Genomic DNA, 20,050 nt, shown 5'->3' on the forward strand with positions numbered 1-20,050 from the left:
TTGATGCCGTTCCGGGAGATCGGTTCCAAGATGGTCGAGGCCCGGGTGGCGCCCGGGCAGCGGATGTTCAGCCAACGCGGCGCGATGATCGCGTACAAGGGCGAGGTCTCCTTCACGCCCAGCATCCAGGGCGGCCAGGGCGGCATCGGCTCGATGATCGGGCGGCGGCTGGCCGGCGAGGCGGCTCCGCTGATGACGGTCGAGGGCGACGGCACGGTGCTGTTCGGCCACGGCGGCCACCACGTCGAGGTGGTCGAGCTGTCCGGCGGCACCCTCTACGTGGAGGCCGACCGGCTGCTCGCCTTCGACGGGACGCTGGAGCAGGGCACGATGTTCATGGGGTCCCAGGGCGGGGTCATGGGCATGGTGCGCGGCCAGGTGACCGGGCAGGGGCTGTTCACCACGACGCTCTCCGGGCACGGCTCGGTGGCCGTGATGGCCCACGGCGGGGTGCTCCGGCTCCCGATCGCCCCAAGCCGCCCCGTCCACGTCGATCCGCAGGCGTACGTCGCCCACCACGGGGACGTACGGAACAAGCTCTCCACGGCGCTCGGCTGGAGGGACATGATCGGACGCGGCTCGGGCGAGGCGTTCCAGCTCGAGCTGTCCGGGCAGGGCGAGGTGTTCGTGCAGGCCAGCGAGGAGAAGCTGTGAACGGTCCGATCGTCCACGACGCCCACACGCTGCCGTCGAACGACAACGTCAACCCCTACGCGTTCTGCGTGGACCTGTCGGGCCGGTGGTTCCTGCAGAAGGGGAAGATGATCGCCTACTACGGGCAGATCACCTTCAACGGCATCGGCCACGGCCCCCTGGACCGCCTGGTCGCCACCAGTTTCCACTCCCCGCTGCACGCCTCGGACTGGGTGGTCGCCGAGGGCGAGGGCAGGATGCTGCTCGCCGACCGGGCCTTCGACGTCAACTCCTACGACCTCCAGGACGGCAACCTCACCATCCGCTCGGGCAACCTGCTGGCCTTCGAGCCGAGCCTGGCGCTGAAGCAGTCGATCGTCCCCGGTTTCGTGACCCTGCTGGGGACGGGGAAGTTCGTGGCGGCCTCCAACGGCGAGGTGCACTTCGTGGAGCCGCCGGTCCGGGTCGATCCGCAGGCGCTGGTCGGCTGGGCGGACTGCCCCTCGCCCTGTCACCACTACGACCACCAGTACATGCGCGGCGTGCTCGGCGGGCTGCGGGCGATGACCGGGATCGGCGGCGTCTCCGGCGAGGAGCACCAGTTCGACTTCACCGGGGCGGGCACGGTGCTGATCCAGTCGACCGAGGTGCTGATGGAGGAGCGGGACACCGGCGCCCCTGCGCCGTCGCAGCCGGGCGTCCCCGGCGCGGGCGGCGGGCACGGCGGGCACGGCGGGCAGCAACTGCCGCAGCTTCCCGGCCAGTTGGGCGACATCCAGCGCCGCTTCGGACTGTGACCGGAGCACTGCCCCCGGTGAGGATCCGCAGCGGGAGCGCCCCGGGCAGCCGGGTAGAGTCCGAAGACATGGAGAGCGACAAGGAAACCCGCTGGCTGAGCGGAGAGGAGCAGCGCGCCTGGCGCGTCCACCTCGACGTCAACAAGCTCCTCATGCACCAGTTGGAGCGGGACCTCCAGCCGTTCGGGCTGACCATGAACGACTACGAGATCCTGGTGAACCTCTCCGAGTCGGACGACCACCGGATGCGGATGAGCGACCTGGCCACCGCCACGCTGCAGTCCAAGAGCCGCCTGTCCCACCAGGTCACCCGCATGGAGAAGGCCGGACTGGTGCGCCGGGAGAACTGCGAGTCCGACAAGCGCGGGCTGTTCGCGGTGCTGACCGAGCACGGCTGGAAGACGATGCGTGAGGTGGCGCCGTACCACGTCGCCTCCGTACGGCGCCACTTCATCGATCTGCTCCCGCCCGAGGCGCTCGACGGACTGCACGGCTCGCTGGTCCCGGTCGCCGAGCACCTGCGGTCGCTGCGCGGGCGTGGCTGAAGACACCCGCCAAACCCCCACGCCCCGCGGGGAGTCCGTGGGGGATGATGTGGGGGACCCGCTCGACCACCGTGACGGACAGGACGCGGCGGGTCCGCGGCTGACCGGCCCTTTCCGGAGGAGCGCTGGACCGGACGAGCGGGAGGGTCCTCTGCCGCCGGACCCGCGCCAGAGGTGACCTCCGATGAGCCAGCCACCACCGGGCCGCCCCCCGCACGACGGCTTCGGCCCTCCGCGGTACCCGGACGGGCAGCCGCCCGGGCAACCGCCGCCCCCGCCACCGCAGGGCGGACCGCCGCAGGCGCCTCCGCCGGGTTACGGCGGCCCCGCGGCGTACCCCTGGAGCGGGCAGCCTGGCTACACGTACCCCCAGGGCGGGCAGCCGAACCCGTACGCCGCCTACCCGCCGCCTCCGCAGGCGGGCGGAGGCGGCGGTCCGAAGGGCGCGAAGGGCAGGGTGGCCCTCATCGCCGGCGGCGCCGTGGTGGCGCTCGCCCTCATCGGCGGCGGGGTCCACCTGGCGGTCGGCGGCGACGACGGGCCAGGCGTCGCCGCCGCCGTGAGTCCGTCCCCGAGCGTCTCCTCCGGACCGGCGCAGGAGACGGAGGAGCCGGTGGAGCCCACCCCCGGGGAGCCGTCGCAGGATCCGCTCGACGACTACGAGCCCACCGGCGAACCGGCCGGGGAGCCGCCCGCCGGGAACGACTTCAGAGGGCAGTGGCAGGGCGAGGGCGCCAGGACACTGACCGTCGGCAAGGCGTTCGAGAGCGGGGAGGCCGAGGGGAAGAACTCGGTCTCCTGGATCGAGTTCGGCGGCGACGGCATATGCGTGGGGATCGGCGAGAACCAGGGCCGCGGTTACCGGATGGCGCTCAAGTGCGGCGAGGGCGACGACGAAGAGTACATCGCGGGCACCGCCGGCAAGACTTCGGACGGCGAGAGCATCAGGATCAAGTGGGATGACGGAGGCGGGACCGACACCCTCGACTGGATCGGCGACGACAACATCACCTAGCCCCGCCCGGAGCCCCGGCCCGCCCGGGGCGGGGCCGCGGCGGGCAGCCGCAGGGTGAGCAGGGCGCCGCCCTCTGCCGCCCGGCCGACGGTGAGGCCGCCGCCGTACCGGACCCGCCACGTCGCGGGCGGTGGCCGGCCCCGGCCCGGCGCCTCCGTCGTCCCGGCTGCGCGCGTCGTCCGGCCGTACGAACCGCTCGGCCGTCAGGCCCTGGCCGGCGACGGGGCGAGCCGCTTCTCGTCCTCCACGATCAGTACGCGCATGGGGCCGGCCCGCCAAAACGGGCCTGAAGAGATCTTCAGGCGGTTTCAGGAAGCCTTCAGCGGCGCCCTGCGACAGGGTTCCACGTCGGACGCGAAATCCCGTCTCCGGGGAGGAAACCACCGTGAACCGCAAACCGGTCGCCGCCATCGTCGGCCTCGACGTCGGCGGGAGCACCCTCGCCTTCGCCTGCGACGACACCGGTGACCGGGACGACCGCCGCGGGAGCTGACGGCCGCCCCGGCGGGGCTCATCCCCCCGTCAGCCCCGCCACCAGCTCGTCGGCCGCCGCGTACGGGTCGAGTGTCCCGCTCACGATCCGCTCGGCCAGCGCGTCCAGGCGGCGGTCGCCGTGCAGGTCGCCGATGCGCTCGCGCAGCGCGGTCACCGCGATGGTCTCCACCTCGCGGGCCGCGCGCGCCCGGCGGCGCTCGGTGAGCACTCCGCGCTCCTCCATCCAGGCGCGGTGCTTCTCCAGCGCCTCGACGACCTCGTCGACGCCCTCGCCGCGCGCGGCGACGGTCTTGACGATCGGCGGGCGCCAGTCGCCGGGCCTCCGGGCCTCGCCGAGGCCCAGCATGTGGTTGAGCTCGCGGGCGGTGGCGTCCGCGCCGTCGCGGTCGGCCTTGTTGACCACGTACACGTCGCCGATCTCCAGGATTCCGGCCTTGGCGGCCTGGATGCCGTCGCCCATGCCGGGCGCGAGGAGGACGACGGAGGTGTCGGCCTGCGAGGCGATCTCGACCTCGGACTGGCCGACGCCGACCGTCTCGACCAGGACCACGTCGCAGCCGGCCGCGTCCAGGACGCGGATGGCCTGCGGGGCGGCCCAGGCCAGACCGCCGAGGTGGCCGCGGGTGGCCATGGAGCGGATGTAGACGCCGGGGTCGGAGGCGTGCTCGGACATCCGTACCCGGTCGCCCAGCAGCGCGCCGCCGGAGAACGGGGAGGAGGGGTCCACCGCGAGGACGCCGACCCGCCTGCCGGCCTTGCGGTACGCGGTCACCAGCGCCGAGGTGGAGGTGGACTTGCCCACCCCCGGCGAGCCGGTCAGGCCGACGACGTACGCGTTGCCCGTCAGCGGCGCCAGCGCCGCCATGACCTCCCTGAGCTGCGGGGACGCCCCCTCAACCAGCGAGATCAGCCGGGCCACGGCCCGGGGCCTGCCCTGCCGTGCCTGCTCCACCAGTCCGGGGACGTCCACCGCCATACGTGCTGCGCTCCTCGCGATACTCGGCCGTCGCCGGCCCTCGTCGGCCGCCGGGCGGCCGCTGTGGTCGGCCGCCTGATCCGGCCGTCATTCTTCCCGCGCCGCTCGCGCGCCGCCGTGCCGCCGGTCACACGGGCCCGCACCCCTCACGTACGGTGCGCGGGCCCGTGCGACCGCGCCGTCACTTCCTGGGCACCCGCACGATCAGGGCGTCGCCCTGGCCGCCGCCGCCGCACAGCGCGGCGGCGCCGACACCGCCGCCGCGGCGCTTGAGCTCCAGGGCGAGGTGGAGCACGATGCGTGCGCCGGACATACCGATCGGGTGACCCAGCGCGATCGCGCCGCCGTTGACGTTCACCTTTTCGTGGTCGATGCCGAGGTCCTTCATCGACTGCACCGCGACGGCCGCGAACGCCTCGTTGATCTCGATCAGGTCGAGGTCGCCGACCTCCAGGCCGTCCTTCCTCAGGGCGTGGCGGATGGCGTTGGACGGCTGCGACTGCAGGGAGTTGTCCGGGCCGGCCACGTTGCCGTGGGCGCCGATCTCGGCGATCCACTCCAGGCCCAGCTCCTCGGCCCTGGCCTTGCTCATCACGACCACCGCGGCGGCGCCGTCGGAGATCTGCGAGGAGGTGCCGGCGGTGATGGTGCCGTCCTTGGCGAAGGCCGGGCGCAGCTTGCCCAGGGACTCGGCGGTGGTCTCGGGCCGGATGCCCTCGTCCTTGGAGAACAGGATCGGGTCGCCCTTGCGCTGCGGGATCTCCACCGGGGTGATCTCGGCGTCGAACAGGCCGTTCTTCTGCGCGGCGGCGGCCCGCTGGTGGGAGAGGGCGGCGATCTCGTCCTGCTCGGCGCGGCCGATGCCCAGGCGGGTGTTGTGCTTCTCGGTGGACTCGCCCATGGCGACGTTCTCGAAGGAGTCGGTCAGGCCGTCGTGTGCCATGGCGTCGAGCATCTGCACCGCGCCGTACTTGAAGCCCTCGCGGGACCCCGGCAGCAGGTGGGGCGCGCCTGTCATGGACTCCTGGCCGCCGGCGACGACCACGTCGAACTCGCCGGCGCGGATGAGCTGGTCGGCCAGCGCGATGGCGTCCAGGCCCGACAGGCAGACCTTGTTGACCGTCAGCGCGGGGACGTTCATCGGGATGCCGGCCTTCACCGCGGCCTGGCGCGCGGGAATCTGACCGGCGCCGGCCTGGAGCACCTGGCCCATGATCACGTACTCGACCTGGTCCCCGCCGATGCCCGCGCGGTCCAGGGCCGCCTTGATGGCGAAGCCGCCCAGGTCGGCGCCGGAGAAGGTCTTCAGGGAGCCCAGCAGGCGGCCCATGGGCGTACGGGCGCCCGCGACGATCACGGAGGTGGTGGCGGACGCCGAACGGGTCTCGGGATTCGTCTTTTCGGTCACGGTGCGGCCCCTTCGGAGCAGGGAGTTAACGAGGGTTATCGACAATGTACTGAGCGGTACCGTCCCGGGTCACCGGTCGGTCGGTGTGACCGTGCGCACGTTGCGTAACCACACTCCGAGACGGTGCACTGTCTTCCATGCTGACGCGCATCGACCACATCGGTATCGCCTGTTTCGACCTGGACAAGACGGTGGAGTTCTACCGTGCCACCTACGGCTTCGAGGTGTTCCACACCGAGGTGAACGAGGAGCAGGGGGTGCGCGAGGCCATGCTGCGGATCAACGGCACGGACGACGGCGGCGCCTCCTACCTCCAGCTCCTGGAACCGACCCGCGACGACTCCACGGTGGCCAAGTGGCTGGCGAAGAACGGCGAGGGCGTGCACCACATCGCCTTCGGCACCGCGGATGTCGACGGCGAGGCCGAGGCGATCCGGAACAAGGGCGTCCGGGTGCTGTACGACGAGCCGCGCACCGGTTCGATGGGATCGCGGATCACCTTCCTCCACCCCAAGGACTGCCACGGCGTACTCACAGAACTGGTCACCTCCGCTTCCTCACACCACTGACGACCGCTCCCCCGGCCGGTAGAGTGGCCGTTCGGCCGGGGCTGCGGGCCGGCAGGGGCCCGTCCCATGTTCCGCCGATGATCTGACACCATTTCTCCGAAGGGTCAGTTCACCTTCACCACGACCAGGGGACGGATGGGACCGCGCAGTGCGGGGCTACGACCGCTACGAGGCTGACGACCACCTCTCCCAGCTCGAAGCCGAGATGAAGCGGCTGAAGGACGAGCGGGACAAGGCGGTCGACCACGCCGACGACCTCGGCTACCAGGTCGAAGTGCTGCGCGCCAAGCTGCACGAGGCGCGCCGCGCTCTGGCCGCGCGCCCGGCCGGCTACGACAACCTGTCGCACCAGGCCGAGCAGCTGTTGCGCAACGCCCAGGCACAGGCCGAGCAGTTGCGCGCGGACGCCGAGCGCGAGCTGCGCGAGGCCCGGGCCCAGACCCAGCGGATCCTGCAGGAGCACGCCGAGCGGCAGGCCCGTATGGAGGCCGAGCTGCACGCCGAGGCGGTCACCCGCCGCCAGCGGCTGGACGAGGAACTGGCCGAGCGCCGCGCGACCGTCGAGTCCCACGTCAACGAGAACGTCGCCTGGGCCGAGCAGCTGCGCGCCCGCAGCGAGTCGCAGGCCCGTCGGCTGATGGACGAGGCCCGCGCAGAGGCCGAGCAGACCCTGGCCGCGGCCCGCGCCGAGGTGCAGCGGCTGACCGAGCAGTCCCGGCAGCGCCTGAACTCGGAGGCGGAGGCCGCCAAGGCCGAGGCCGAGCAGGTGCTGCGCCGGGCCCGCGCGGACGCCGAGCGGCTGCTGAACGCGGCCTCCACCCAGGCGCAGGAGGCCACCGAGCACGCCGAGCGGCTGCGCACCTCCACCGCCGCCGAGTCCGAGACCGCCCGCCGCGAGGCCACCGCGCTGGCACGCCAGGCCGAGCAGCGGATGCGGGAGGCCGAGACGGCGCTGCGCGAGGCCCGTGCGGAGGCGGACCGCGTCCTGGCCGAGGCGCGCGAGGCCGCCGCCAGGCGGCTGGCCGACGCCGAGTCGGAGAACGAGCAGCGCGGGCGTACCGCCAAGGCCGAGATCGCGCGCATGGTCGCCGAGGCCACCAAGGACACGGAGGCCGCCAAGGCCGAGGCCGAGCAGGTGCGGGCCGATGCCCGCGCCGAGGCCGAGCGGCTGATCGCCGAGGCCCGCGAGAGCGCCCGCGCCAAGTCGGCCGAGGAGTCGGCCGCCCAGCTCGCCGAGGCCGCGCGTACGGCCGAGGAGGTGCTCACCAAGGCGTCCGAGGAGGCCAAGGCCACCACCCGGGCCGCCACCGAGGAGGCCGAGCGGCTGCGCGCGGAGGCCGAGGCGGAGGCCGACCGGCTGCGCGCGGAGGCGCACGACCTGGCCGAGCAGCTCAAGGGCGCGGCCAAGGACGACACCGAGGAGTACCGCGCCAGGACCGTCGAGCTCCAGGAGGACGCGCGGCGGCTGCGCGGCGAGGCCGAGCAGTTGCGCGCCGACGCGGTCGAGGAGGGCGAGCGGATCCGCCGCGAGGCACGCCGCGAGGCCGTCCAGCAGATCGAGGAGGCCGCCGGCCGCACCGAGGAGCTGCTCAGCCAGGCCAAGGCGGACGCCGAGGAGACCCGCGGCGCCGCGGTGGCCGAGGGTGAACGGGTGCGCACCGAGGCGATCGAGCGGGCCACCGCTCTGCGCCGCCAGGCCGAGGAGGCCCTGGAGCGGGCCCGCGCCGAGGCCGAGGAGCTGCGGACCGCGGCCGAGCAGCAGGCCGGGCAGGCCCGCGAGGAGGCCGAGGAAGCCGGCCGGCGGCTGCGCGAGGAGGCCGAGGAGACCGTCGCCGCCCGCCGCGCCGAGGCGGACGGGGAGCTGGAGCGGCTGCGCGAGGAGGCCGGGCAGCGGCTGACCGCCGCCGAGGAGGAGCTGCGCGAGGCCCGCGAGGAGGCCGAGCGGCTGCGCGAGGAGGCCCGTACCGAGACCGAGCGGCTGCGCACGGAGTCGGCGGAGCGGCTGCGCGGCCTGCGCGAACAGGCCGAGGAGGAGGCCGGGCGGCTGCGCACCGAGGCGGTCTCCGACGCGGCGCAGGCCCGTGCCGAGGGCGAGGCCGTGGCGGTGCGGCTGCGCACCGAGGCGGCGACCGAGGCCGAGCGGCTGCGCACCGAGGCGCAGGAGACGGCCGACCGGGTGCGGGCCGAGGCGGACGCGGCCGCCGAGCGCATGGGCGCCGAGGCCGCCGAGACGCTGACCGCCGCCCAGGAGGAGGCCTCCAGGCGCCGCCGCGAGGCCGAGGAGCTGCTCACCGGAACCCGCCGGGAGGCGGACCGGGAACGGGCTCAGGCCCGGGAGCAGAGCGAGGAGTTGCTCGCCTCGGCCCGCAAGCGGGTCGAGGAGGCGCAGGCCGAGGCCGACCGGCTGGTGGCCGAGGCCGAGCGGCGGGCCGCCGAACTGGTCTCCGCCGCCGAGCAGAAGGCCCAGCAGGTGCGCGACTCGGTCGCGGGGATGCACCAGCAGGCCGAGGAGGAGATCGCCGGTCTGCGTTCCGCGGCCGAGCACGCCGCGGCCACCCTGCGCCGGGAGGCGAAGGAGGAGACGGACGCCGCCAAGTCGCTGGCGGAGCGCACCGTTTCGGAGGCGATCGACGAGGCGGACCGGGTCCGGTCCACGGCGGACGAGGAGGCCGGGCGCACGCGCGCCGAGGCCGACCGCGTACGGGACGAGGCCCGTGAGGCGGCGGCGCGCCGGCTGGGCGACGCGGCCGAGCAGGCCGACCGGCTGGTCGCCGAGGCCCGCGAGGAGGCCGTACGCATCGCGGCGTCCGCCGAGGAGCAGGCGGACACCATGGTGGGTGCCGCCCGCAAGGAGGCCGAGCGGCTGGTGGCCGAGGCGCGGACCGAGAGCACCTCGCTGGTGGAGAAGTCCCGCAGCGACTCCGACACCGTGCTGGAGGAGGCCCGCCGCGACGCGAGCGCCATCCGGGAGCGGGCCGAGGAGTTGCGCTCGCGCACCGAGGCCGAGGTCGAGGAGCTGCACGAGCGGGCGCGCCGGGAGGCCGCCGAGGCGATGCGGTCCGCCGGCGAGCGTGTGGACAAGCTGGTGAAGGCGGCCGACGAGCAGTTGGCCGAGGCCCGGGAGAAAGCCCGTCAGACCCGCTCGGAGGCCGACTCCGAGGCGAGCAGGGTCCGTATCGCCGCGGTGCGCAAGGCCGAGGGGCTGCTCAAGGAGGCCGAGCAGAAGAAGGCCGCGATCGTCCGGGAGGCCGAGAAGGTGCTCGCCGAGGCGGAGGCCGAGGCGAAGCGCACTCTGGAGAAGGGCAAACGCGAGCTGGACGTGCTGACCCGCCGTCGCGAGGACATCAACGCCGAGATCTCGCGGGTGCAGGACGTGCTGGAGGCGCTGGAGTCCTTCGAGTCACCCGGAAGGGGCAAGTCCGACAAGGACGGCAAGGGGGGAAAGGGCTCTGACGGAGGATCGAACGGAGCGGTCAAGGCTGGTGTGGGAGCGGGAGCGGCGCATGGCGGCGGCAAACAGGGCAAGAACTGAGCCACTCGAACGGACGTACATTCTGCATATCAAACCGGCATCTTCTCGAAGACACGCCGTTTTCCCCCCTAGGATTCCCTCTATCACTCTCCCGTCCGACCCCGTCTGACCGACAGGAACCCCATGAGCGACAACACCTCTCCCTTCGGCTTCGAGCTCGTGCGGCGCGGCTACGACCGCGGTCAGGTGGACGACCGCATCGCGAAGCTCGTCGCCGACCGTGACAACGCGCTGGCCCGTATCGCCTCGCTGGAGAAGCGCATCGAGGAGCTGCACCTCGAGACGCAGAACGCACAGGCGCAGATCAACGATTCCGAGCCGTCGTACGCCGGACTGGGCGCCCGTGTCGAGAAGATCCTCCGTCTCGCCGAGGAGGAGGCCAAGGACCTGCGCGAGGAGGCCCGCCGGGCCGCCGAGCAGCACCGGGAGCTGGCCGAGTCCGCCGCGCAGCAGGTGCGCAACGACGCCGAGTCGTACGCCGCCGACCGCAAGACCAAGGCGGAGGACGAGGGAGCCCGGATCGTCGAGAAGGCCAAGGGCGAGGCCGCCACGCTGCGCGCGGACGCGCAGAAGGACGCCCAGGCCAAGCGCGAGGAGGCCGACGCCCTCTTCGAGGACACCCGGGCCAAGGCCGCGCAGGCCGCCGCCGACTTCGAGACCAATCTGGCCAAGCGCCGCGAGCAGTCCGAGCGCGACCTGGCCTCCCGTCAGGCCAAGGCCGAGAAGCGGCTGGCGGAGATCGAGCACCGTGCCGAGCAGCTCCGTCTGGAGGCCGAGAAGCTGCGCACCGACGCCGAGCGCCGCGCCCGCCAGACGGTGGAGACCGCCCAGCGCCAGGCCGAGGACATCGTGGCCGACGCCAACGCCAAGGCCGACCGCATCCGCAGCGAGTCCGAGCGCGAGCTGGCGGCGCTCACCAACCGCCGGGACAGCATCAACGCCCAGCTCACCAACGTCCGCGAGATGCTGGCCACGCTCACCGGCGCGGCCGTCGCCGCGACCGGGCAGCCGAACACCGACAGCGGCGAGGAGTCGCTGGGCGTTCCCGCCCAGCAGTCCCGCTGAGACCGAGGCACGCCGGCGGCGCCGGCAGCCTGCGGGACACCGCGCCCCGTACCGCCCTTCGGCGGTGCGGGGCGCCCCGCGTCCTCGCCCGCGACGCCTGACGGGCGCCTTCAGGGTTCAGTACCTGGGTGCCTGACGGGACCGCTGGAGCCGCGCGCTCCGGCGGTCCCTGGCGTTCCAGCACGCCCGGTGCCAGTGCCGCCGGTCGTCCCCCCGCCCGTCGCGCTGCCAGGCCACGACGTGCGGCACCCCGGGCGGGATCTCCTGGTCGCAGCCGGGGCAGCGGTAGTGCTTGGCTGCGGACTGCCCGTTGATCGGCCGCACCACCCACTCCTCGCCGCGCCACTCGTCGGTGTGCTCCATGCCGTGGCGGCCGTCCGCCTCCCCGTCGCGGCGGGCGGACCTGCCACCGCCGCGCGGGCGGTTTCGACGCGGGGACAACAGGCACCTCACGTGGTCTCGGGGGCCTTCGGGGCCCGTCGGCGGACTGCTCCGTCCAGCCTACGCAGGTCGCGGGCGGCCTTGTGTCGCGCACCCGCGGCCCCTCTCTTCCCGTCCTTCCGCGCGGTCCGAAAAAAATCCCGGCAGGCCGTGCCCTTGGCACGTGTCAGGCGTTGTTGCCTGAAGGGGACTGTTCGGCGGTCCGTTCACAGGACCGTCGCAGACCGGCGCGGGCCGTCGCGCGGCGGTGCCGGGACGGTCCCGGTACCGGGCAGGAGGCTGTGGCGATGCACATCGGGACTTTCGTACCGGCGGGGCAGTTCCCGGGGCAGGGGCAGGGAGAGGCACTCCACCGCGCCCTGCGCTCCGCGGAGGCCGCCGAGCGGGCCGGTCTGGACTCCGTGTGGGTGGCCGAGCACCACTTCGTCCCCTACGGGGTCTGCCCCTCGGCGATCACCCTGGCCGCGCTGCTGCTGGGGCGCACCCGGCGCATCGAGGTGGGCACGGCCGTGAGCGTGCTTCCCACCGTGCATCCGGTCGCCCTGGGCGAGCAGACCGCGCTGCTGCACCTCCTGTCCGGCGGCCGGTTCACCCTCGGCGTCGGCCGCGGCGGCCCCTGGGTGGACCTGGAGGTCTTCGGCGGCGGCGTCGAGGCGTACGAGCGGGGCTTCCCCGAGTCGCTGGACCTGCTGCTGCGCTGGCTGCGCGAGCCGCGCGTCGGCGCGGACGGCGAGCGCTACCGCTTCCGCGAGGTCCCCGTCGTACCGCGCCCGGACCAGGGCCTCGGCGGTCCGGAGGCGCCGCCCGTGCTGGTCGCCTGCACCTCCCCCGCCTCCGTGCGGCTGGCCGCCGCGCGCGGGCTGCCGATGCTGCTGGGGATGCACTGCGGGGACGAGGAGAAGGCGGACATGGTCGCCCTGTGGCGGCGCGAGGCGCTGGCTGCGGGGGCGGCCCCGGAGGCCGTGGCGGCGGCCGGACACGTGTCGGCCGGGGTCGCGCAGGTGGCCGACACCCGGGACGAGGCCGTGGAGACGCTCACCAAGGCGATGCCCGGCTGGTTGTGGCAGGGGCTGGAGGCCCACACGACCGTGGACGGCCGTGCGCGTTCGATGCGCGACCCGCTCGCCTACACCGAGCTGCTGTGCTCGCTGCATCCGGTCGGCCCGCCGCGGCTGTGCGCGGACCGGCTCGCGGCCACCGCCGAACGGACCGGGATCGGCCGGTTCGCGCTGCTGGCCGAGGGCTCCGGCGACCTGGCCGCCACCGAACTGAACGTCTGGCGGCTGGGCACCGAGGTGCTGCCGCTCCTCCCCCGAGCAGCGGCAGCTCCTGCGCCGTCAGGCACACCGCCGGGCACAGCGCCGGACGAGGGCGCGGGGACGGACGCGGCATCCTGACCGGCCGCCCGCCGTCCGCCCGCGGTCAGCAGTCGCGCAGTTCCGGCGACTGGTTGAGGAGCTGGCCGCGGACGGAGGTGAAGCGGGCGAGCCGCTCGTCCGCGGAGGGGTCCAGCGGGAAGACAGCGACCCGGTGGCAGTTCTGGAAGGCCAGTCTCACCCCGAAGTGGCGCTCCAGCGCACCGCGTATCGCGTCGCTGGCGAGTGCGCGCAGCAGCTGGCCCCGCGCCCGCTCGTCCGGCGGCGGCGTCTGGTTGTCGGCGAACTCCCCGCCGTCCACCTTGAGTTCGGCCACCAGAGAACTGATCATGTCCCATGCGTAGGGCAGGGACGTACGGACGCAGTCGACGAAGGCCGCCTCATCGACCTCGCCTCGCTCAGCCTGCTCCAGGAGGGCCGGTGAGACGTCGAGCGACATGGGTTCTCCTCTCGCGATCCCGGGCATACCGGGACCTCAGGGACGGGATTTCGGGGCTGCGCGTAACCGGACGATCTCGTACGGCGACCCCGGGCTGCAACGTTATGCCCGCGCGTACTGACGCACCAGGCTTGTGGGCACACAACCAGCCACGCCCGAACGGCGATCGAACGGGGAGAAGCAGGGGCGAATCGCGTGGACCGCCCGCGGTCCAGTAGCGTGACCGACCATGCGTCTCGTCATCGCCCGCTGCTCCGTGGACTACGCCGGAAGGCTCACCGCCCACCTCCCCTCGGCTCCCCGCCTCATTCTGGTGAAAGCCGACGGATCGGTCTCGGTCCATGCGGACGACAGGGCTTACAAGCCCCTCAACTGGATGTCTCCGCCATGCACCCTCAAGGAGGGCGAGAAGGACGGCGTCGGCGTCTGGACGGTGGTCAACAAATCGGATGAGAAACTCATCATCACCATGGAGGAGGTCCTGCACGACTCCTCGCACGAACTCGGCGTCGACCCCGGCCTGATCAAGGACGGCGTGGAGGCCCACCTTCAGGAACTCCTCGCTGACCGAATGGAGACCCTCGGCGAGGGCTGGTCGCTGATACGGCGTGAGTACCCCACCGCCATCGGGCCGGTGGACATCCTGTGCCGGGACGCGGAGGGGACCACCGTCGCGATCGAGATCAAGCGGCGCGGCGAGATCGACGGCGTCGAGCAGCTCACCCGCTATCTGGAGCTGCTCAACCGCGATCCCCGTCTCTCCCCGGTGCGGGGGGTGTTCGCGGCGCAGGAGATCAAGCCGCAGGCGCGCGTGCTGGCCACGGACCGCGGCATAGACTGCGTCGTCCTCGACTACGACGCGCTGCGCGGCATCGAGGACGACAAGCTGCGGCTGTTCTGATCCCCTCCCCAACCGGTACGCACGCCGGGGGGAGCCGCGCTCGACGCGCGGCTCCCCCCGGCGTGTCCGGCTTCCGGGCCCCGGGTCAGATGACCGGGCTCTCCGTGGAGTCCCGGAAGGCCTGACCGCTGCTCGGCGCGGCGCTGTTCGACGCGGTCCCACTGGCTGTGACGCTCCCGCCGCCCGTGGAGTCACCGGGAGGGTCCGGTTCTCCGGTGGGCCCGCTCGTCTCCCCTTCCGTTTCCGTCGGGGAGCCGGTCGGCTCGCTCGTCTCGCTTTCCGTTTCGGTCGGTTCGGTGGTCGGCTTCTTCGTCTGCGTCGGCGTGCTCGGCCTGGTCGTCGTCCTGGTGGGCTCCCCCGCGCCGCCGGAGGTCGTGCCGTCCTCCTCCGCCTCCTCGGACGGCTCGCCCGTACCGGACGCCTCCGGGTCGGCCGAGCCCGTCCCGCTGCTGGACGGTGCGCCGGGGACGGCCGGCGCGCTGCTCGCCCCCGGCTTCTCCCCCCGCTCGTCGCTGGAGCTCGGCGCGGGCTCGTCGACGGTGATGCCGTCGTCCTCCCGGGAGGTGACCGCCGGGTTGACGCTGCCGGCGGGCTCCTCGCTCCCCGAGGTCATGCCGATCGTGACGACCGTGCCCACCAGCGCGGCCAGCAGCGCGCCCGCGCCCGCCGCGAAGACGTTGCGCCGGGCTCCCCGTACGGCGAGCCCGTGCGGGCCGCGGCGGCCGTCGTACTGGCCGCCCTCGCCGTGCGCGGTCCGTACGAACGGCGTCGGCCGGGTCAGCGCCTCGCTGCCGGAAGTACCGCTGCCGGGCGTCTCGTCGAAGGCGCCGCCCACCGTCACCGGCGGAACCGCCAGGGCGGGCGGGAGCTCGTCGAGCGTCGGCGTGCCGCCGGTGGTCTGCGGTCCGGACGGGGCCGGCGCCACAGTCGGCGGTACGGAGGCCCCGGACGGCTTCACCGGAGTCGGGCGTCTGGGGAGCGCGGGCGGCACGGCGACGGCCGGCAGCGCCCCGCCGAGGGCCTTGCCGCCGTCCCCGGGCCCTCCGGCGGCCTTGTCCGGGCCGCCCTCGGCCTCGATCGCGAAGCGGTCCTCGACCAGGGCCAGCGCACGCCGTCCGGCGACCGTGCCCCGGCGGTCCGCGAGCACTCCGCGCAGCCCGATGGACGCCTCCAGTTCGGCGCGGGCCCGGTCCAGGTGGCCGGTGCACAGGGCGAGCACGCCGAGGTCGTGGTGGAAGTAGGCCTCCTCGGCGACCTCGCCCGCCGTACGCGCCGCCTCCTGGCCGCCACGCAGGATCCGCTCCCAGGGGCCCCAGTGCAGCGAGGCGGCGAGGATGGGAGCGGCGGTACGGGCCAGCAGCACGGCCGCGCTCGCGTGGCCGCCGCGCTGGGCGCCCTGGACGGCGGCGAGCACCGCCTCCGCCTCCTGCGACACCCGTTCCGGGGTGACCGAGGGGTGACCGGTCCACCAGGCGTAGTGCTGGGCGGCGGTACGGGCGCGGTCGTCGGCTCCGTCGGCGTATCCGGCGTCGGCCAGTTGCCCGGCCACGTCCGGGGCGAGCCGGTAGTACGTCCCGGCGGTGGTGACCAGGCCGCAGGCGAGCAGTTCGCCCAGGGAGGCGTCGGCGTCGGCGTCGTCCACCAGCGCGGGCAGATGGGCCGGGTGCGGCAGCACGCCGCCGAGCGCCAGGGCGAAGCGCAGCACCTCGCGGGTGCTCTCGGACAGCCGGGCGGCCAGGAGGGCGGCGGGGGCCGCGCCCTCGGCGAGCGTCGGCAGCGTCGCGCCGGCACGGCCGCTCCCCTCGGCGCTCCCGGCGTCCTCGTCGTCCTCGGCGTCCTCGGTGCCCGCCTCGCCGTCACCGCTGCCGCCGTCACCGCCGTCATCGCCGACCGCGGTCCGCGCGGCTTCCGCCGCCTCCGCGTCGCGCTGCCGCAGCAGCGCGCCGGCCTGGATGAAGCGCAGCGGCAGACCCTCGGACTCGAACCACAGGTCCCCGGTCCAGCCGGCCTCCTCCTCGGTCAGCGGGCGGCGCACGATGTGCTCCATCAGCTCCCGGCAGGCGGCGCGGCTGATGCCCGAGAGGGCGACCTCCTCAAGAGGCGCGTCGGCGGAGGGTGCGGGGGCGCCGGGCACGACCGTGATCAGGAATGCGCACTCGGGGGTGGCGCCGAGGAGGGAGTCGAGCGCCTGGCCGCCGAACTCGACGTCGTCCAGCAGGACGACCGCGCCCACGCCGCGCACCGCCTCCTCCAGCTCGGCGCGGTCGGGGCGGTGCCTGGGCGTGTCGTGGACGGCGGCGAACAGTTCGTACAGCACGTCCGCGGCCGTGCGCTGGCGGCCGCTGAGCCGGACGACGCCGTCCGGGGCGAGGTCGGCGCACTCGGCGGCGACGGCGGCCAGCAGGGAGCTGCGTCCGGAGCCGGGCGCCCCGGTGAGCCGGACCGAGCGTCCGCGCCTGAGCAGTTGCAGGAGGTGCTCGCGCTCCGCCGTACGCTCCAGCAGCGGCAGGTCGGGCAGGGAGATCCCGGTCGGGAGCGGAGCCACAGCGGCACGCTCCCGTTCGGCACGGGACTCCGGGGTGCGCCTGCGGGGCGCGCCGGGGTGCTCGCCGGGCGGGCAGGGCTCGATCTCGCTGCCGTCGACGGGATTGACGGTCAGCAGGTACTCGCCCGCTATGAGCGGGATCGCGCGGGTGGTGCTCCCGCTGTCCTGTTCCTCGGGTCCCCGGTCGTTCGGGTCCATGGTGGGTGCCCCCAGATGCGGTGCGTACTCGAAGCTCAGCTCTCCAGGGCCGACCGTACGCTGGCCTTCGCTCGTGGTCCGGTGGCCGTCCGCAGCGCAGTGTAGGCGGCGGGTTCCAGAACCCTATTGCCTGGCCCGGGAGTGGGGGCAAGCCCGGGCAGGGGCCCTGACCCAATAGTTATGGCTTGGTCAGGGTCCCGCCCTCGGCGAGCCCGCCTCCCTCGATGGCCAGGATGCGGTGCAGACGGGTGGCCACCAGCAGACGCTGCATCTGGGGCGGTACGTCCCGCAGGACGAGGCGGCGCCCGCACCGGCCAGCCCGCCGGTGCGCGCCCATGATCACGCCGAGACCGGTCGCGTCCCACGAGTCCAGCTCGGCGAGGTCCAGCACGAGATCGCCCTCTCCGGAGTCGACCGCGGTGTGCAGGACCGAACGGGCGTCCGCCGCGCTGCGGACGTCGAGGCGACCTCCGACGACCAGTTCAGCGTGGTCGCCCCTGATGTGCATATCCGCTCCCCCGGAAAAGAAGTGGTCCGTCTGTGACTGTTGTCTGCCTATGTCTCACCACAACTGACTGCCTGTTCGGCGGCGGAGTTGCCGTCCGTCCCCGAATCGGCACCGAATTCACCCGTAGGGGCGACCCGGCTGTGTGCCGTACGGGCCCGTTCAGTAGCGGTAGAAGCCCTGACCGCTCTTGCGGCCGATGTCCCCGGCGTCCACCATGCGCCGCATCCCCTCCGGCGGGGCGAACTTCTCGTCCTGCGACTCGGTGTAGATGTTCTCCGTGGCGTGCAGCAGGATGTCGACGCCGGTGAGGTCCGCGGTGGCCAGCGGGCCCATGGCGTGCCCGAAGCCCAGCTTGCAGGCGATGTCGATGTCCTCGGCGGTCGCCACGCCCGACTCGTGGAGCTTGGCGGCCTCGACGACCAGGGCGGAGATCAGCCGGGTGGTGACGAAGCCCGCGACATCCCGGTTGACGACGATACAGGTCTTGCCGACGCCCTCGGCGAACTCCCTTGCCGACGCGAGGGTTTCGTCGCTCGTCTTGTACCCGCGCACCAGCTCGCACAGCTGCATCATCGGCACCGGCGAGAAGAAGTGGGTGCCCACCACCCGCTCGGGGCGCTCCGTCACCGCCGCGATCTTGGTGATCGGGATGGCGGAGGTGTTGGAGGCGAGCACGGCCCCGTCCTTCACCAGGCCGTCGAGCGTACGGAAGATCTCCTGCTTGACGTCGATCCGCTCGAAGACGGCCTCGACCACGATGTCGGCGTCGGACGCGGCGTCGAGATCGGTGGTGGCGGTGATGCGGCCGAGCGCCGCATCCGCGTCCTCGGCGGTCAGCTTCCCCTTCGAGACGAACTTGTCGTACGAGGCCCGGATCCCGTCCGTGCCGCGCCTGAGCGCCTCGTCGGTGACGTCGCGCAGCACCACGTCCCAGCCTGCCTGGGCGGAGACCTGGGCGATGCCCGATCCCATGAGTCCGGCTCCGATGACGGCGAGCTTCTTGGCCACGTGTATGTCCCCTCTGCGGCTTTGCGGTGCGACTCTCAGGCGGACCCTAGCGCCCGTGAGCGCGCGGTGGGCGGGGAAGAGATGCGCGTCACGTCTCACATGGCGGACATCACACTCGCGCGGGTCATCCGGCGGCCCGCCGCGCGTAGTTGGGCGGTACGGCGGACAGGGCGCGCGGCGGGCCGCCGTGGCGGTGGGCACACCTGCGCTCCGCTGAGCCCGGGCGTGGCTAGGCTCGGTCCATGGTCAACCTGACACGCATCTACACGCGCACCGGCGACGACGGCACCACCGCCCTCGGCGACATGAGCCGTACCGCCAAGACCGACTCCCGCATCTCCGCCTACGCCGATGCCAACGAGGCCAACGCCGCGATCGGAGTGGCCATCGCGCTCGGCGCTCTGCCCGAGGAGATCACCAAGGTCCTGGTCCGGGTGCAGAACGACCTGTTCGACGTGGGCGCGGATCTGGCCACGCCGGTGGCGGAGAACCCCGAGTACCCGCCACTGCGGGTGCGGCAGAGCTACATCGACAAGCTGGAGGCGGACTGCGACCGCTTCCTGGCCGATCTGGAGAAGCTGCGCAGCTTCATCCTCCCGGGCGGCACCCCGGGCGCGGCCCTGCTGCACCAGGCGTGCACGGTCGTCCGCCGTGCCGAGCGCTCGACGTGGGCGGCGCTGGAGGAGCACGGCGAGATCATGAACCGTCTGACGGCCACCTACCTCAACCGGCTGTCGGATCTGCTGTTCATCCTGGCCAGGTCCGCCAACAAGGAGATGGGCGACATCCTCTGGGTCCCCGGCGAGAACCGCTGACGCGCCGGTGCACGAGCCGGAGGCGGCCCCGCCCCGTCCTCGCGGACGGGGCGGGGCGTCAGTGCCCGGCCGTCCCCCGTGCGGCGGGCCGGGTGCCGGCGGGGTCCCGCGGCTCGCTCCGGGGCGCCTTCGGCTTCTTGGGCCAGATCGTGTAACCGGCCGCGACGACCACGCTGATACCGATGACGAGGAGCATCCTGGCCTGCCACTGCACCAGCGACTCGCTCCGCCCGGCGTCCCCCACGTACCGGACCGCGCCCTGGAGCAGCGCCAGCGCGACCACCGCGCCGAGCACCGAGCGGGCGCACATCTTCCACTCGTGGACGGCGCGCGCCGTCCCGTACCTCGGTGGCTTCGCCGGCGGCGGACCGCCCGCGAAACGGTGGGCGAAGTGCCCGTCGGCCCACCTGACCATGTAGTGGCCGTAGGCCACGGTGAAGCCGATGCAGACGGCCGCCACGCCGTGCGTCCAGTCCCCCTCGGCGCCGTTGCGCAGATCGACCGCGGCGGCGCACAGCAGCACCACCTCCAGCAGCGGTTCGCACAGCAGCACGGCGGCGCCCAGGCGGGGTTTCCGGGCGGGGTAGCGCAGCACCAGCCCGGCGGCCAGCAGCACCCAGAAGGCCACCTCGCAGACGATGATCAGTGTGACGACCACGGCGGACCACTCCTCTTCCCTCGCTGCCTCCAGCCTGGCCGCCGTCCGGCCCCGGCACGTCGTCTGCCGTGACGATCCCGGACTGCATCCTTCGATGTATCCCGCCCGCTCCCGCACCGGCCCGGG

General features: G+C 73.5%; 18 protein-coding genes and 1 pseudogene. 10 read left to right on the forward strand and 9 right to left on the reverse strand.

The window, feature by feature from the left end; all coding sequences use genetic code 11:
• The first annotated feature begins 3 nt into the window (after nt 1-3).
• From ACGRHY_RS07795 to ACGRHY_RS07810, 4 genes are all read left to right on the forward strand, one after another.
• Nucleotides 4-654, forward strand: a complete 651-nt coding sequence (locus ACGRHY_RS07795; protein WP_394634662.1) for an AIM24 family protein — start codon at nt 4-6, stop codon at nt 652-654.
• Nucleotides 651-1,430: an AIM24 family protein gene (locus ACGRHY_RS07800; protein WP_394634663.1), complete on the forward strand. Its 780-nt coding sequence runs from the start codon at nt 651-653 to the stop codon at nt 1,428-1,430. Before ACGRHY_RS07795 ends, ACGRHY_RS07800 begins: the two co-directional genes overlap by 4 nt.
• Nucleotides 1,431-1,498: 68 nt before the next feature.
• Nucleotides 1,499-1,975 carry a MarR family winged helix-turn-helix transcriptional regulator gene (locus tag ACGRHY_RS07805; protein WP_394634664.1) on the forward strand — a complete coding sequence of 159 codons (477 nt, stop codon included), beginning with the start codon at nt 1,499-1,501 and terminating at the stop codon, nt 1,973-1,975.
• Nucleotides 1,976-2,159: 184 nt separating this feature from the next.
• Nucleotides 2,160-2,990 (forward strand): hypothetical protein, encoded by an 831-nt coding sequence (locus tag ACGRHY_RS07810; RefSeq protein ID WP_394634665.1) that lies wholly within the window; start codon nt 2,160-2,162, stop codon nt 2,988-2,990.
• Here the strand turns inward: ACGRHY_RS07810 and ACGRHY_RS07815 are convergent.
• The 3 genes and pseudogenes from ACGRHY_RS07815 to ACGRHY_RS07825 form a co-directional block, all read right to left on the reverse strand.
• Nucleotides 2,987-3,191: pseudogene (locus ACGRHY_RS07815) on the reverse strand (two-component sensor histidine kinase); the annotation flags it as partial. The gene ACGRHY_RS07810 and the pseudogene ACGRHY_RS07815 sit on opposite strands and share 4 nt — an antisense overlap.
• Nucleotides 3,192-3,501: 310 nt before the next feature.
• Nucleotides 3,502-4,461: a methylmalonyl Co-A mutase-associated GTPase MeaB gene (gene meaB, locus ACGRHY_RS07820; RefSeq protein ID WP_394634666.1), complete on the reverse strand. Its 960-nt coding sequence runs from the start codon at nt 4,459-4,461 to the stop codon at nt 3,502-3,504.
• 181 nt (nt 4,462-4,642) lie between these two features.
• A complete protein-coding gene (locus tag ACGRHY_RS07825) occupies nt 4,643-5,869 on the reverse strand; it encodes an acetyl-CoA C-acetyltransferase (protein WP_394634667.1) in 1,227 nt (408 codons plus the stop codon).
• A gap of 137 nt (nt 5,870-6,006) precedes the next feature.
• On the opposite strand from ACGRHY_RS07825, the gene mce reads away from it, so the two are divergent.
• From mce to ACGRHY_RS07840, 3 genes are all read left to right on the forward strand, one after another.
• Nucleotides 6,007-6,438 carry a methylmalonyl-CoA epimerase gene (mce, locus tag ACGRHY_RS07830; RefSeq protein WP_093847638.1) on the forward strand — a complete coding sequence of 144 codons (432 nt, stop codon included), beginning with the start codon at nt 6,007-6,009 and terminating at the stop codon, nt 6,436-6,438.
• A gap of 148 nt (nt 6,439-6,586) precedes the next feature.
• Nucleotides 6,587-9,970 carry a polarized growth protein Scy gene (gene scy / locus ACGRHY_RS07835; protein ID WP_394634668.1) on the forward strand — a complete coding sequence of 1,128 codons (3,384 nt, stop codon included), beginning with the start codon at nt 6,587-6,589 and terminating at the stop codon, nt 9,968-9,970.
• A 123-nt stretch (nt 9,971-10,093) separates the two neighbouring features.
• The gene (locus ACGRHY_RS07840) at nt 10,094-11,035 is read left to right on the forward strand and encodes a coiled-coil domain-containing protein (protein WP_394634669.1); all 942 of its coding nucleotides are present in this window, start codon (nt 10,094-10,096) and stop codon (nt 11,033-11,035) included.
• A 117-nt stretch (nt 11,036-11,152) separates the two neighbouring features.
• Here ACGRHY_RS07840 and ACGRHY_RS07845 read toward each other — a convergent pair whose 3' ends face one another.
• The gene (locus ACGRHY_RS07845; protein WP_394634670.1) at nt 11,153-11,476 is read right to left on the reverse strand and encodes an Rv1322 family protein; all 324 of its coding nucleotides are present in this window, start codon (nt 11,474-11,476) and stop codon (nt 11,153-11,155) included.
• A 287-nt stretch (nt 11,477-11,763) separates the two neighbouring features.
• On the opposite strand from ACGRHY_RS07845, the gene ACGRHY_RS07850 reads away from it, so the two are divergent.
• Nucleotides 11,764-12,873 carry an LLM class flavin-dependent oxidoreductase gene (locus ACGRHY_RS07850; RefSeq protein WP_394634671.1) on the forward strand — a complete coding sequence of 370 codons (1,110 nt, stop codon included), beginning with the start codon at nt 11,764-11,766 and terminating at the stop codon, nt 12,871-12,873.
• A gap of 25 nt (nt 12,874-12,898) precedes the next feature.
• Here the strand turns inward: ACGRHY_RS07850 and ACGRHY_RS07855 are convergent, their stop codons facing one another.
• Nucleotides 12,899-13,291 (reverse strand): SCO5389 family protein, encoded by a 393-nt coding sequence (locus ACGRHY_RS07855; RefSeq protein WP_394634672.1) that lies wholly within the window; start codon nt 13,289-13,291, stop codon nt 12,899-12,901.
• Between the two features lie 229 nt (nt 13,292-13,520).
• Between ACGRHY_RS07855 and nucS the strand changes: the two genes are divergently transcribed.
• A complete protein-coding gene (gene nucS / locus ACGRHY_RS07860; RefSeq protein ID WP_394634673.1) occupies nt 13,521-14,192 on the forward strand; it encodes an endonuclease NucS in 672 nt (223 codons plus the stop codon).
• 85 nt (nt 14,193-14,277) lie between these two features.
• On the opposite strand, the gene ACGRHY_RS07865 is transcribed toward nucS, so the two are convergent.
• The 3 genes from ACGRHY_RS07865 to ACGRHY_RS07875 all read right to left on the reverse strand — a co-directional run bounded on the left by ACGRHY_RS07865 (nt 14,278) and on the right by ACGRHY_RS07875 (nt 18,451).
• Nucleotides 14,278-16,935, reverse strand: a complete 2,658-nt coding sequence (locus tag ACGRHY_RS07865; protein ID WP_394634674.1) for an ATP-binding protein — start codon at nt 16,933-16,935, stop codon at nt 14,278-14,280.
• 178 nt (nt 16,936-17,113) lie between these two features.
• Nucleotides 17,114-17,443 carry an STAS domain-containing protein gene (locus tag ACGRHY_RS07870; protein WP_093661921.1) on the reverse strand — a complete coding sequence of 110 codons (330 nt, stop codon included), beginning with the start codon at nt 17,441-17,443 and terminating at the stop codon, nt 17,114-17,116.
• Between the two features lie 159 nt (nt 17,444-17,602).
• The gene (locus ACGRHY_RS07875) at nt 17,603-18,451 is read right to left on the reverse strand and encodes a 3-hydroxyacyl-CoA dehydrogenase family protein (protein ID WP_394634675.1); all 849 of its coding nucleotides are present in this window, start codon (nt 18,449-18,451) and stop codon (nt 17,603-17,605) included.
• 242 nt (nt 18,452-18,693) lie between these two features.
• Here ACGRHY_RS07875 and ACGRHY_RS07880 point away from each other — a divergent pair, with 242 nt between their 5' ends.
• Entirely contained in the window at nt 18,694-19,266 is a 573-nt protein-coding gene (locus tag ACGRHY_RS07880) for a cob(I)yrinic acid a,c-diamide adenosyltransferase (RefSeq protein ID WP_394634676.1), read from the forward strand.
• Between the two features lie 58 nt (nt 19,267-19,324).
• Here the strand turns inward: ACGRHY_RS07880 and ACGRHY_RS07885 are convergent, their stop codons facing one another.
• Nucleotides 19,325-19,924: a hypothetical protein gene (locus tag ACGRHY_RS07885; protein WP_394634677.1), complete on the reverse strand. Its 600-nt coding sequence runs from the start codon at nt 19,922-19,924 to the stop codon at nt 19,325-19,327.
• Between the last annotated feature and the right edge of the window lie 126 nt (nt 19,925-20,050).

Origin of the sequence: Streptomyces shinuiensis, assembly GCF_043660855.1 — a bacterium.
Taxonomy (GTDB): Bacteria; Actinomycetota; Actinomycetes; order Streptomycetales; family Streptomycetaceae; genus Streptomyces.

Excerpts from the sequence above, each read along its gene's own strand:
- ACGRHY_RS07840 (WP_394634669.1), top strand. The coding sequence starts at position 10,094 with ATGAGCGACAACACCTCTCCCTTCGGCTTCGAGCTCGTGCGGCGCGGC.
- ACGRHY_RS07850 (WP_394634671.1), top strand. The coding sequence starts at position 11,764 with ATGCACATCGGGACTTTCGTACCGGCGGGGCAGTTCCCGGGGCAGGGG.
- ACGRHY_RS07795 (WP_394634662.1), top strand. The coding sequence starts at position 4 with ATGCCGTTCCGGGAGATCGGTTCCAAGATGGTCGAGGCCCGGGTGGCG.
- ACGRHY_RS07805 (WP_394634664.1), top strand. The coding sequence starts at position 1,499 with ATGGAGAGCGACAAGGAAACCCGCTGGCTGAGCGGAGAGGAGCAGCGC.
- ACGRHY_RS07810 (WP_394634665.1), top strand. The coding sequence starts at position 2,160 with ATGAGCCAGCCACCACCGGGCCGCCCCCCGCACGACGGCTTCGGCCCT.
- ACGRHY_RS07870 (WP_093661921.1), bottom strand. The coding sequence starts at position 17,443 with ATGCACATCAGGGGCGACCACGCTGAACTGGTCGTCGGAGGTCGCCTC.
- ACGRHY_RS07865 (WP_394634674.1), bottom strand. The coding sequence starts at position 16,935 with ATGGACCCGAACGACCGGGGACCCGAGGAACAGGACAGCGGGAGCACC.
- mce (WP_093847638.1), top strand. The coding sequence starts at position 6,007 with ATGCTGACGCGCATCGACCACATCGGTATCGCCTGTTTCGACCTGGAC.
- ACGRHY_RS07880 (WP_394634676.1), top strand. The coding sequence starts at position 18,694 with ATGGTCAACCTGACACGCATCTACACGCGCACCGGCGACGACGGCACC.
- meaB (WP_394634666.1), bottom strand. The coding sequence starts at position 4,461 with ATGGCGGTGGACGTCCCCGGACTGGTGGAGCAGGCACGGCAGGGCAGG.
- ACGRHY_RS07855 (WP_394634672.1), bottom strand. The coding sequence starts at position 13,291 with ATGTCGCTCGACGTCTCACCGGCCCTCCTGGAGCAGGCTGAGCGAGGC.
- nucS (WP_394634673.1), top strand. The coding sequence starts at position 13,521 with ATGCGTCTCGTCATCGCCCGCTGCTCCGTGGACTACGCCGGAAGGCTC.